The sequence below is a fragment of the Anaerobacterium chartisolvens genome (assembly GCF_003337415.1).
Lineage (GTDB): Bacteria > Bacillota > Clostridia > Acetivibrionales > DSM-27016 > Anaerobacterium > Anaerobacterium chartisolvens.
Genome location: NZ_QPJT01000005.1, coordinates 174,057 through 186,966, shown reverse-complemented (window position 1 = coordinate 186,966; position 12,910 = coordinate 174,057). Strand labels below are relative to the sequence as shown.

12 protein-coding genes are annotated in these 12,910 nt (G+C 39.4%); 1 reads left to right on the top strand and 11 read right to left on the bottom strand.

Annotation, left to right across the window (positions count from 1 at the left end; genetic code table 11):
• Positions 1–17: 17 nt before the first annotated feature.
• The 11 genes from DFR58_RS06150 to bioF all read right to left on the bottom strand — a co-directional run bounded on the left by DFR58_RS06150 (position 18) and on the right by bioF (position 12,512).
• Positions 18–674: a response regulator gene (locus tag DFR58_RS06150; protein ID WP_114296929.1), complete on the bottom strand. Its 657-nt coding sequence runs from the start codon at positions 672–674 to the stop codon at positions 18–20.
• A gap of 108 nt (positions 675–782) precedes the next feature.
• Positions 783–1,568, bottom strand: a complete 786-nt coding sequence (locus DFR58_RS06145; RefSeq protein ID WP_114296928.1) for an SWIM zinc finger family protein — start codon at positions 1,566–1,568, stop codon at positions 783–785.
• Between the two features lie 44 nt (positions 1,569–1,612).
• Positions 1,613–4,273: a DEAD/DEAH box helicase gene (locus tag DFR58_RS06140; protein WP_114296927.1), complete on the bottom strand. Its 2,661-nt coding sequence runs from the start codon at positions 4,271–4,273 to the stop codon at positions 1,613–1,615.
• A gap of 111 nt (positions 4,274–4,384) precedes the next feature.
• Positions 4,385–5,680: a diaminopimelate decarboxylase family protein gene (locus DFR58_RS06135; protein WP_114296926.1), complete on the bottom strand. Its 1,296-nt coding sequence runs from the start codon at positions 5,678–5,680 to the stop codon at positions 4,385–4,387.
• On the bottom strand, positions 5,677–6,381 hold the full coding sequence (locus DFR58_RS06130; protein WP_114296925.1) for a TrmB family transcriptional regulator: 705 nt from the start codon (positions 6,379–6,381) through the stop codon (positions 5,677–5,679). The genes DFR58_RS06135 and DFR58_RS06130 overlap by 4 nt, the downstream gene beginning before the upstream one ends.
• 150 nt (positions 6,382–6,531) lie before the next feature.
• Positions 6,532–7,890 carry an adenosylmethionine--8-amino-7-oxononanoate transaminase gene (bioA, locus tag DFR58_RS06125; RefSeq protein ID WP_114296924.1) on the bottom strand — a complete coding sequence of 453 codons (1,359 nt, stop codon included), beginning with the start codon at positions 7,888–7,890 and terminating at the stop codon, positions 6,532–6,534.
• A gap of 12 nt (positions 7,891–7,902) precedes the next feature.
• Positions 7,903–8,613: a dethiobiotin synthase gene (gene bioD / locus DFR58_RS06120; RefSeq protein ID WP_170138052.1), complete on the bottom strand. Its 711-nt coding sequence runs from the start codon at positions 8,611–8,613 to the stop codon at positions 7,903–7,905.
• A gap of 10 nt (positions 8,614–8,623) precedes the next feature.
• The gene (gene bioB / locus DFR58_RS06115) at positions 8,624–9,604 is read right to left on the bottom strand and encodes a biotin synthase BioB (RefSeq protein WP_114296922.1); all 981 of its coding nucleotides are present in this window, start codon (positions 9,602–9,604) and stop codon (positions 8,624–8,626) included.
• Between the two features lie 15 nt (positions 9,605–9,619).
• Positions 9,620–10,423 (bottom strand): malonyl-ACP O-methyltransferase BioC, encoded by an 804-nt coding sequence (gene bioC / locus DFR58_RS06110; RefSeq protein ID WP_114296921.1) that lies wholly within the window; start codon positions 10,421–10,423, stop codon positions 9,620–9,622.
• Positions 10,424–10,425: 2 nt separating this feature from the next.
• The gene (locus DFR58_RS06105; RefSeq protein WP_114296920.1) at positions 10,426–11,169 is read right to left on the bottom strand and encodes an alpha/beta fold hydrolase; all 744 of its coding nucleotides are present in this window, start codon (positions 11,167–11,169) and stop codon (positions 10,426–10,428) included.
• On the bottom strand, positions 11,166–12,512 hold the full coding sequence (bioF, locus tag DFR58_RS06100; RefSeq protein ID WP_242987421.1) for an 8-amino-7-oxononanoate synthase: 1,347 nt from the start codon (positions 12,510–12,512) through the stop codon (positions 11,166–11,168). Before bioF ends, DFR58_RS06105 begins: the two co-directional genes overlap by 4 nt.
• Before the next feature lie 165 nt (positions 12,513–12,677).
• Between bioF and DFR58_RS06095 the strand changes: the two genes are divergently transcribed.
• A complete protein-coding gene (locus tag DFR58_RS06095; protein ID WP_114296919.1) occupies positions 12,678–12,908 on the top strand; it encodes an acyl carrier protein in 231 nt (76 codons plus the stop codon).
• The last annotated feature ends 2 nt before the right edge of the window (positions 12,909–12,910 follow it).

Here is a 12,910-nt window from a genome sequence, read left to right as displayed (position 1 = left end):
AACCCCATGTGAGCATATTATACAATATTATTTTTAAAAGCATATATTGCAAGCTGTGTCCTGTCTCCCAGATCAAGCTTTTTGAGCATATTGGTTATGATGTTCCTGACCCTTCCTTCAGAGAGTAAAAGATCTGCCGCAATTTCCTTATTGCTCCTTCCGCATACAATCCGCTGGAGCACGCTTTTTTCCCTTCCGGTAAGGCGTATTGTTAAGAGTCTCTCTTCACTTTCATGTGTGGGCGGGCTGCTTTCAGTATACCCGGTACCGTGCTTTATCATTTTGCTTAAAACATTGCTGTGAACGGCTCTCAGCCCCATCACAGTGCTTTTAATCATCTGAATCAGCTCTCCGGGCCGAACATCCTTTAAAATGTACCCGTCAGCCCCGCTGTCCAAAGCCTTTGACACTGTATCACTTTCAAAGCTGATTGTTAATATAATCACCTTTATATCATATTTACTTTTAATCAATCTGGTTCCCTCAACGCCGTCACATTCAGGCATTGAAAAGTCCATCAATACCACATCAGGCAGCAGCCTGCCGCAAAGCTCAAAAGCCTGCAAGCCGTTAGAGGCGCAGCCAACCACTTCAATAGCCTCATCCTGCTCAACCGTCAATTTCAGTGCCTCACGGATAAGCTGGTCGTCTTCCGCTATAACAATCCTAATCACATCGACCCTCCGAAAACCCGGTCTGTAAGCCATTTAAATATGCAATCGCATTACTATTATACCATAAAGTGGTGGGATGTCACATAGTGTGGATTTTATTTTTATCTGCTATTCTTTTTTCTTCCTTCCTCTTTTCTTTTGTTCTTTCACATCCTGAGCAGGGCCGGTACTATCCATTTCCACTCCGAACATGGCTCCTAGATCTGCATCTTCTAAAATGCGCCGGCTCTTCGCCCCTGTTCTACCCAGCATGTCCCTTGTTTTTCCTTTGATAGCTTCGGTAATTAGCTCTTCTATGTTTACGTTTCTTAAAGTAAAGAACAACGCGGGATTCTCATCAAGCCTCGCTCCAATTCCATACAGCACAGCGGCCACATGCTTGCACATGACAGCCCAGTCAGGGCAACTGCAGCTCAAGCTTGTTTCCTTCGGCGAAGGAAACAAACCGCTTCCCTTTGCAGTGAACAGCTCAGATAACGCCTTGGGAAACTTCCCATCGATCAGCTCCTGCAATGATTCTATCTTGCCTTCACATGACTTTTTTATCTTTTCCCATGCTTCATTCTTAATCTTAGCAATCCCTATCTCAACTTTATAGGGCTTAGAGGAGCTTCCCTGCACCAATGCAATTACCGTGCCTTTTTCAATCTTTAAGTCAAGAACCGCACCGTTGCGTACATAGCTGCGTCCCCTGTCAATACGGTTTTCATAATCTGAATAGCTCTCTAAATTGTCATTCCATGCCTTTCCCCACCATGTAACGGCAAGCTTCCTTCCCTGTATCACTACCGGTGAAATATCCGGGTTCTTTTTCTTGAGCTTCTCAACAGCTTTCTGGGCCTTTCTCTTTTTTTCTGCCACAGGTACATATTCAGGGAACCCATAAAATGGCATATGCTCCACCTACCTATCTGTAGAATTCTAACTATTATACATGGTTATACTGTTAGTCTGAATAAATCCATCAACTGTCTGCTATCCATTTCGGTAATCCATCTTTCGTTCATATCAGGCATAATTTCACTTGTTATTTTTATCTTTTCCTCTATCATCCTGTCAATTTTCTCTTCCACTGTCCCCTTGGTAATAAATTTATGCACAAGCACATTTTTTCTTTGGCCTATCCTGAACGCCCTGTCCGTAGCCTGATTTTCAACAGCCGGATTCCACCAGCGGTCAAAGTGTATTACATGATTTGCCGCCGTAAGATTCAAGCCTACGCCTCCCGCTTTAATGGATAGTACCATAAACGGCACATATTCATGCCCCTGAAACCTTGCAACAATATCCTTACGCTTTGCTACAGGTGTCTCCCCATGAAGCACAAGCCCCTCATGCTGGAAGACATCTTTTAAAAATGCCGCAATGGGCTCCGTAATCTCTTTAAACTGTGTAAACACAATTACGCGTTCTCTTTTTTCGTATATGGTTTCACAAATTTCTCTAAGCCTTTGATACTTGCCGCTTTCATTCTCGGCATAAGTATGCTGTCCAAGGTACTGGTCAGGATGATTGCATATCTGCTTGAATTTTGTAAGTGCTGCCAGCACAAGCCCTTTCCGTTCAATGCCTTCTGTAGTTTCCAGCTTCCTTTGAAGCTCGTCCACCATAGAGCTGTACAGCGCGGCTTGTCTCTTGCTGAGAGTTGAATAGGTTTTCATCTCGATTTTTTCAGGCAGGTCTGCTATAATGCTCTTGTCAGTTTTCAGCCTTCTCATTATGAATGGTGATATCATCTGCTTAAGTTTTGCATACCCTTCACTGTTTTCCTTGAGTTTCTTGGAAAACTCGGTGAATTCCTTTGCGCTTCCCAAAAGCCCTTTATTTAGAAAATCAAAAATAGACCATAAATCCGATAACCTGTTTTCTACAGGAGTCCCTGTCAGTGCTATTCTGCTCCGTGCTTTCAATTGTTTTACGGTTTTTGACTGTTTTGTTCCGGCATTTTTTATAGCCTGTGCCTCATCCAATACAATTATGTCCCACTCGGTTTGTTTTATCCACTCCAGCCTTAGCAGCATACCGTAAGTGGTAATATAAACACCGCCGCTTGAGTCGTCAGCTTCGGTCACTATTCTGCTTTCCTGAGGATGTATTACATAGTGCTTCAGCATTGGAGCAAATCTTGCAATTTCTGAAGTCCAGTTGCTGATTAATGAAGCCGGCACAACCAGCAGAACCCTCTCTTCTTTTTTCATCCTTATGCTGTTTAGCAGGGCAATTACCTGTATTGTTTTTCCAAGACCCATGTCGTCGGCAAGACATGCTCCCAGCCCAAGCTCTTTCATGGTATAAAGCCATCCAAGCCCTTTTTGCTGATACTCCCTGAGCGTAGCGTTAAAATTGGCTCCACACCCCACAGCTTTGATATTATCAGGACTTTTAAGCTGTGCCAGAATTGTTTCCAGCCACTCTCCGTTGCTGACCTCAACCTCACATATATTATCTTTAATATTAAGGAGCTTTTCTGCCGAAAGCTGCATCCTCATAGCCTCCATCATAGTCAGCTCTCCCCGCTCCGCTTCCCTTTTGGCATGTTCGTAGGCTGCCAGAGTCTCCCGAAGCTTTATGGGATCTACCTCCACCCACTTGCCTTTAATAAACGCCAGACCCTCTGATTCAGATACAAGCTTGTTCAGCTCTTCAACTGTTATTTTTTCTCCTCCCAAGGACAAATGCACATTGAAATCCACAAGTGCGTCCAAGCCCACAAATGAAGCTGCTTTTTCACCTATGCTCACAGACATTTTCAGGGATTCCGCTTTTTTTCTCCACCAATTGGGTATCCTGCAAAGAACACCTGCCGATTCATATAAAGGCACTTCCTTTAAGAAAGTATATGCCTCGTCGGGGTATAGTCCTATGGGATAGAATATTTCACCTGTTTCCACCAAGCCCGATATAAACTGGCTCTGTCCAGCCGCCTTATTGACGGTAGATAACAATTCCAATAATTTTTTGCTGTTTTGCCCATACTCCATCAGCGCATTCTTTAGGGGCAGATGTCTGGCCTTTCCGACAGCGGACGGCTCTGCGGCATACGTCGCAAGAAGCGCAAAGGGATAATCCTCCTTTTTGCTTTCTACCAAATGGAAATATACCTTCCCCGCAAAGTGAATATCGGGATTTTTGCTGATAAAGTATTCCGCCACAGTGCCCTGATGCTTTTTCATTTCTTTGGAAAAAATCTTGTTCAGCTTGTCCCATGCACATGTAATCCAATGCCTGTCAAGGTACTCTGCGCCGTTTATAAAGGGTGCTTCAGCAAGCAGCTCGTCCTGCTCTTTATCCTCCGGCAGCCCCTTTGCCTTTTCACGCAAGGCCTCCAGATCGGGATTTCTTGAAAGACACTTCACAAAAGCCGACGCTACTTTAAACAGGTACTCCACCGTTTCAGGAAGCACTACGTTTTTTTTCGCTGCACCCAGCATAAGCAAAGCCATGTCACGATCTGCAAGATACATGTCATATATATTTTGTTGGAATTTGGCGCAATATTCTTCAACATCCTTATTCACATATTGCCAATCAAGCGCATATCCCCCGTCCGGCTCAATGATGGCAATTAATTCCCTTGGCTTCGGCGTCGTATACTCCATTGCAGCACCTCCCTTAGGCTGTCGGTTTGGTACAAATATAATTTATTACAATTATAACCACAATCCCAGTCAAAAGTACAGATATTTCAGGTTTTAAAAGGAATATCATTATTAAGTTTTCTGGCTCTGGCTTTTGCTTTCCTGAATATCTGCAAATTTATACCGTTCAGAAAAATCAAAAGTTGCAAAATAGTCAGCCGGTGTCTCTGCCCGGCGAATAAGCTCAGTCTCACCATTTTCTTTCAGTAAAATTTCAGCAGATCGCAGCTTGCCATTGTAATTGTAGCCCATAGCAAATCCATGAGCACCAGTATCATGTATAATTAGCAAGTCCCCTATATCAATTTTAGGCAGCATTCTATCAATTGCAAATTTATCATTATTTTCACACAATCCTCCGGTTACGTCATATTTATGGTCAGAAGCATCTTGCTCCTTGCCCATTACTGTAATATGGTGATATGCTTTGTACATTGCCGGACGCATTAAATTCGCGGCGCAAGCATCCAATCCAATATATTCTTTATGTATACGCTTTTGATGAATTACTGTTGAAACAAGGCAGCCATATGGTCCAAGCACAAACCTTCCCAATTCAGTGTATATTGCTACATCATCCATACCGGCTGGTACCAGTATCTCTTCAAAAGCCTTCCTGACTCCCCGCCCCACCCTGTAAATATCCGCTGGCTGCTCTTCTGGGCGATATGGTATGCCAATACCTCCTGAAAGATTTATAAATGTGATATTTGCACCCGTTTCTCTATGAAGCTCTACTGCGGTTTTAAAAAGCATTCTTGCCAAAACAGGATAATACTCATTTGCAACTGTGTTGCTTGCTAAAAATGAATGCAGTCCAAATTGCTTTACCCCTTTATTGATAAGCATTTTAAAGCCTTCGGTCAGTTGCTCTCGTGTGAAGCCATACTTGGCTTCCTGCGGAGTGTCCATAATGTCATTGTCTATTGCAAACACCCCTCCGGGATTATAACGGCAGCTTATTATTTCAGGGATTCCCGCAATTTTTTCTAAGAGAGCAATATGTGTAATGTCATCAAGATTAATGATTGAGTTCAATCTGCGTGCAAGCCGAAAATCCTCTTTGGGTGTAACATTTGATGAAAACATAATTTCATCATCGTTAAATCCTACAGCTTCAGCCATCATAAGCTCCGTATAAGACGAGCAGTCAACACCGAAGCTTTCTTCCTTGAGAACCTTTAATATATACGGGTTTGGTGTTGCCTTCACTGCAAAGTATTCTTTAAATCCCTTGTTCCATGCAAATGCTTCCTTTAGCCTCCGGGCATTTTCGCGTATTCCCTTTTCGTCATACAAATAAAATGGTGTTGGATATTTTTTTACTATTTCCTTTAACTGCTCAGTACTAACAAAAGGCTTTTTCATGTTCTGTTTTCTCCTTTCATCATTTCTATCAACCTGATTTCATTTTTGAGAGAATCCTTTAATAGATCAATAAGGTTTTTCTTTTTGGAATAAAGGCAGGTGGAGTGTTCACCATCATCAATATCCCCTGTAAGTACATTTGTTGAGTCTACTATAAGCCGTATCTGCTGCTGTGGCTTCTCTGTGAAATAAGCCGTTGCACCCTCTAGGCTGAAGGACATATTGGTTATTAAGACCATCTTTATTCCTCTATTTATTGCATTCCTGATTTCAGGAAGAATGCATTGAAGTGCCGTCTCTGATATAGAAAGATATACTCTCTCTTTTGCTTCCTTTACCATGTTTCTCATTTTATCGAGTATATGGCTTCTCCCTTTAATAGTGATATATCCCTCAATCTCATCCCTTTTGTGAGGAATGCTCTTTATGATGTCCTGCTTTTTTTCCTGAAGATTTCTTATTTTATTTTCACAGAATTCTTCAATTGGAACAGGTGTATATCTGGTAGTTGGACCCTCTATAGTAAATGCCCCCCCCTTATCTACTAGAGAAGCAAGGGAAGTATATGTATTGGAGCGTGAAATGCCAGTGACCTTTGCAACTTCATATCCGTTCATATCACCTTCCGAAAGCAAGGTCAAATATATAGAGGCTTCTTGTCTTGTTAAGTTAAATTGTATCAGCAAATCAATTATATCCATTTATGCATAACTCCTTTGGTATTAGTATTAATAGGCAACAGTTTAGTGTTCCTTTATAGTAATACTATATACCATATGAATACTTTTGTCTATATGAAAAAATAAATACCGAATAAAGCCTTAACCAGACCTTAATCGGTATTCTGAAAATCAAGTAATATTGAGGTGTTCAAGAATGGCATCCCTTGCTGCGGAAACCATATAATCTGTTTCGCTTTCATTTATTATATATGGGGGCATGAAGTATATTATATTGCCGAGGGGCCTTAATAGAACACCTTTATTCAAGGCTTTTTTATAAATTTCATAGCCTACTCTTTTTTTCCAATTGAATCCTTCCTTTGTTTTTTTATCCTTAACAAGCTCGATTGCACCAATCATGCCTATTTGCCTGTATTCCCCAACATGAGGTATATCAAGCAGCATCTTTTCAACACTTTTTCTTAAGTAATTGGATTTATAAATGTTTTTTTCAAGGATCTTTTCCTCTTCAAATATTTTCAATGTTTCAACTGCAACGGCACACCCCAAGGGATTGCCGGAATAACTGTGGCTGTGCAGAAAGGACTTTAAACTGGTATAGTCATCATAAAATGCAGAATATATTTTATCAGGTACAAGTGTTAACGACAGAGGCATATAACCCGCTGTAAGGCCTTTTGATACACACATCAAATCAGGGGTTATATCTGCATGGTTGCATCCGAACATTTTGCCGGTTCTCCCAAATCCGACTGCGATCTCGTCTGCTATAAGGTTAATATCATATAAGGTACAAAGCTGTCTTAATTTTTTCAAATATACGGGAGAGTATATTTTCATACCCGCAGCGCATTGAACAACAGGTTCAATAATTATTCCTGTTACCTCCTGATGCTTTTCCTTCATCGAATTTTCCAATATTTCAAAGCATTCGGCATTACAGGTTTCTCTTTTCAGATTATATTTGCATCTGTAGCAATTGGGTCCTTCTGCCCGGATTACTTCGAGAAGTATAGGTTTGTATACATTATTGTATAAGTCAACACCACCCACAGATAATGCCCCAATGGTTTCACCGTGGTACGCATTCGTCAGAGCAACAAATTTTTGTTTTTTGGGTTTTCCTGTCTGCCTGTGATACTGGAAGCTAAGCTTTAATGCTATTTCAACAGCGGATGAGCCGTTATCGCCAAAAAACACTTTGCCAAGTCCTGCAGGCGCCGCATTTATAATTCGCTCAGCAAGCTCAATAGCAGGTTCATGTGAAAAGTTAGCAAAAATCACATGCTCCAACCGGTTTACCTGTTTGTATAAAGCCTCATTTATTCTTTTGTTGGAATGCCCAAACAAATTAACCCACCATGAGGAAATGGCATCTAAATAGCGATTTCCGTTAATATCCTCGATAAATACTCCTTCACCCTTTTTGATAATTATTGGAGGAAATGTTTCATAGTCCTTCATTTGTGAACAAGGATGCCATATATATTTTAAATCTTTTTGAGGTAAGTCTTTAGTATGCTCCAAATTAATCCCCCATTAAAATACTTTTAATATTTCATCAATATTCATACTTCGTGCATACTCCAATTTAGCTTTTTCAATAAATTTTTCTTCATTCTCAATATCTATCCGGCTCAAAACTGATATAACTTTAATTCCGGTTATATTTTCAATTACTTTTATATTATCTTTTTCAAAATAACTGCCATTGTACCCGTTGATAATTATACCTTTAATAGTGATTCCAATGCTTTTTGCAAAATTAACGGTCAGGGCGGTATGGTTAATCGTCCCCACACCTGCTCTGGCTACAACAACCGCAGGAATATCCAAGTCTTTCACAAGATTGTATATGTAATATTTTTCTCTTATAATAGGTACAATAATTCCGCCGGCACCTTCCACGACGACATAATCATATTTGTCGCCAAGGGTTTTGTAGTCTTCCAGTATTTTATTTATATTAATATTAATACCCTCTGCTTCCGCTGCCATATGGGGTGATACCTCGGCTTTAAGACAGTAAGAATTCATATGAGCGCAGAATTCTTGCATATCGTTAATGTCTTTAATAAATTTAATGTCTCCCGAAACAAGCTTACCGTCTTTTAGTATGCCTCCGCTTTGAACTGCTTTAAAGCAGCACACATTATGGTGGTGCTGTTTTAAGATGTATGCAATTCCGGCAGTTGCAAAAGTTTTTCCCACCCCTGTATCTGTTCCTAAAATAAATATACCTTTTGCCAAAGCTAACCTCCTATATTTCAAGACCCGAACAAATAATCATTTGTTTGTCTTCTTCTACATTACTTCCTGAGGTTGTAAGGTAATTTCCTACAAGAGCCGCATTTACTCCGGCTTTAAAACCAATACCTTGCTTGTCTTTTAATGCTATTCTGCCCCCTGCATAGCGTATATAAGAGTCGGGGATAATGAAGCGGGCTACAGCCATTGTTTTTAATATTTCCATTGGGGAAAGTATTGGCAAGGCCTCCAGAGGCGTACCCTTTATCGGATTTAAAACATTAATCGGTATCGACTTGACACCCAGCTCTCTTATTTCAAAGAACATTTTAATGCGCTCTTCCAAGGTTTCACCCATACCGATAATTCCACCGCAGCAAATTTCCATTCCCGCTTCTTGGACATTTCTTATTGTATTTATCCTGTCTTCATAATCATGGGTGGTGCAAATATTGGGGTAGTGGCTGCTGCTGGTTTCTATATTATGATGATACATGCTTACTCCGGCTTCTTTAAGCTGTTTTGCCTGTTCATAGGATATTATCCCATGTGAAGCACATATTTTAAGAGAGGTATCCTTTCTTAATCGTTGGTAAATACTTGTTAACTTATCAAGTAATTCTTTACTTTTAATTCCTCTTCCACTAGTTACCATCGAAAATCTGTGAGCGCCTTGGCTCTGAACTTCCAAAGCTCTTTTCAGCACGTTTTCATAACTTACAAGCTCAAACTCTTCCGCTCCGGTGGTATAGTGTGCGGATTGAGCGCAATATTTACAGTTTTCAGAGCACTTTCCCGATTTGACATTCATTATTGTGCATAAATCAACCTTGTTTCCTGCAAATTTTTTTCTTATCTCATTTGAACTTTCAAATAAAACAGAGAGGGTATCCGCGTCATTTTCATCAATATTTATCAGCTTCAGAGCTTCATCAAAATCAATTGAATTTCCTTGCAATACCTTGGCTTTTAATTCATTAATAAAATTTAACATTATTTGTTTCTCCCCTTATTTTATATTTATATAAGCAAAAATATTGTGATAAGTAGCTTTTACCTTGTTATTTACGGAATGATCCGAATCGTAAATATCCATTACTTTTTCAATAAAGTCATGTCTTGAAGCATTTCTGTCACTTTGACTGTTGTTTGCTCCAATCTTTTTGACCGAATATAAAAAATCCATACAGCAGTCAAAATATTCTGTATCATAGATTTCTTCCAAAAAGAATTCCGAATTACCATGTATATTTTTTCCAATAACATCCTTTAGCTTTGCCACAGAAAAAAAAGACTGTCCGGGGGTGATAGGTTCATCAATTTCCAGCAGCTCTCCCGCCTTTAAAAAAGCCTGACGCAATTCACTAAAGGTGTGTTGCCCGAAGATTGAAAAGCACAGAACTCCTCCCTTGTTTACCAATTTGACTAAATTTTCAAAAGTCCTCTCCAGATCATTAAACCATTGAAAGGCTGCATTCGATATTATTAAGTCATACATACTGTTTAAATCAATGCATTCAGCATCGGCACATATAAAATCCACATTTTGATTTTGAACGGTTGACTTTATATGCTCAATCATACCGGGAGCGATATCTATACCCGTAATTTTAGCATTGGGGAATTTATGTACCATAGCTCTGGTTATGTAGCCTGTGCCGCAGCCTACTTCTAAAATATCATTGAAATAAATGTTTTGGGATAAAACGTAGTCTATAAGCCTGTCCCCCATCCGTTTCTGGACAGTTGCATATTTATCATACTGTTTTGCATTTCTGCTGAATCTTATTTTTAATTTCTCTTTGTCAATCATATTTACAATAGTCCTTTCAATAAAAAATCATTAATTATTTGAACACATTTCTCAGGCTGCGTATAAAACGGCATATGGCCTGTTGCTGCAAGGACTGTGAGTCTTGATTTATTTAAATGCCTGTCCAAATAAATTCCAGCTTCTAAAGGGCATATCCTGTCACCTTCACCGTGTATCAGACAAACCGGAGTATTGATCCTCTCCATGGTCGTTCTCATATCTTTTGAAATTAAGTATTCCAGTCCCACTGATAGTGATTTAACGGAATATGTATTTGTCAAGGTCCCGGCAGTCTCAAGAAAATTGTTATAATAACCCTTGCTTTTTTCCGAATATGTAAAAAGCTTTTTATAGAAGCTGTTTAATGTATTCTCAAGCTGTTTTGTCAACACAAATAACATTTTGTCAATATTTCTTTTATCCCAGCCAAATTTATAATTGGTTTTGTTGTCACATACAAATCTGGCTGTTCCATTAAAAAGTACCATTCGCTCAACCCTTGAGGGATAAGCTTCTGCAATCTCCATTGCCGTCAGACTTCCCAGAGACCAACCAAGCAGCGTAACCCTGCCAATTTTTTTTGCTTCAATATGTGAAATGACCTTTTGTGCGTATTCCTCAGTTGAATTAATATCATTCCAATCAAATACATCTATTTCATAGTCGATATTCATCAATTCACATAATGGCTGCCACACCACCTTATTTACCGCCCATCCTGACAATATCAAAATATAATTCTTCATCTATGTACCTTTTTGCCATGTTTTTTAATCATAGCCACAACATATTGCAAATCTTCACGGGTATGAGTTGCCATGAGAGATATCCTAAGTCTGCTCGTTCCGCGTGGTACGGTGGGAGGTCTTATAGCGGGCACATAAATTCCTTCTGCATACAGGTTATTACACAGCTCCACAGTCTCATCGGCGCCACCTGTGATAACAGGAATAATGGGAGTGAGTTCGCCGGACACCGTAAAACCCGATTCTTTTAGTTCGGTTCTAAACCAGTCGGAAAGTTCTTTTAAATGTTGTCTTCTGTCATTATCATTTTCAATAATTTCTATTGATTTCAGAGATACCGCAATAGTTGATGGAGGAAGTGCCGTTGAAAAAATAAAACTCCTTGAAAAATTCTTCAGGTAATCAATAATTCCTTTTTTTCCTGCTGCATATCCGCCGACAGATGCCACTGCTTTACTTAATGTTCCCATTTGTATGTCTATTTGTCCGTTCAAGTTAAAATGTGACACAGTTCCCGAACCATTCTCTCCCAAAACACCAAATCCGTGCGCATCATCTACCATTGTAAGGCAGCCGTACTTTTTTGCTATCCCGACAATATCGGTTAATGGGGCAACGTCGCCATCCATACTGAATACGCCGTCGGTTATTATTAAATTATTATCGCCTTTATTTGTATGTACCTTGCGTTCCAAGTCACCCATATTGCAGTGCTTGTATCTTATTATTCTGGCACCGCTTAATAAAGCTCCGTCAACTATGCTTGCATGATTATTCTTATCACAAAAAATAGTCCATTTTCTGTCACATATAGCAGAAATAATTCCTGTGTTTGCCATATACCCGGTGGTATATATAAGGCTTGACTCAACACATTTGAATCTGGCGATTTTTTCTTCGAGCTTTTTGTGCAATTCATAGGAACCTGTTGTAAGCCTTGCGCCCCCTGAGCCTACACCATATTTGGCCGTGGCTTCCATAGCCGCTTCCTTAAGGCGGGAATCGTTACAAAGCCCCAGATAATTATTTGAACCCAACAGAATAATATCCCTGTTTTCAATTACTACTTTAGGAGCTTGTTCCGTATTTAAATACTTAAAATCTCCCCTGTATAATCCGTTCTCTTTTACATAGGATAGTTTTTTTTCAAAATAGTCCATAACCATTCCTTTTATATCAGCTATATATATATCGATAAAGATTTTACATGGAGGATATAACTTGCTGGAAGAAATTTTTTTGACCCATAAGGAATACATCTGAGAAAAGCGCCTGATGACAGACCCGTGAGACATTTCCCCGCAAGGCGTCTTTTCGTCGCTATTAAAAATTTCTGTAAGCAATTATATCCTCTATGTTTGTAAAATCTTTATCGTATCCTATATAGATATATAAACAATATATATTAAACCAAACATCATTGTCAACTTGTTTGCGAAAAATGGTTTACAATTAATACTATTAACTATATAATACTTGTAAAATATATCATGTAAGGAGCAGGAATTATGGTTTATGAGAGGGTAAAAAAACTGTTCTGGGATATTATGGGGATACCTGAAGAAGAAATTTCACTGGAAAGCAATTTATATGATGGGCTGTGTGCGGATTCACTTGATATTTCTCAAATAATTATCCAATTGGAGAATGATTATAAGATAAAGGTTGAGGATGATGTTGCACTTAAGTTAAGGACGGTTGAGGATATTGTAAAGTATGTCGAAGGCAAAATCAGTTAATT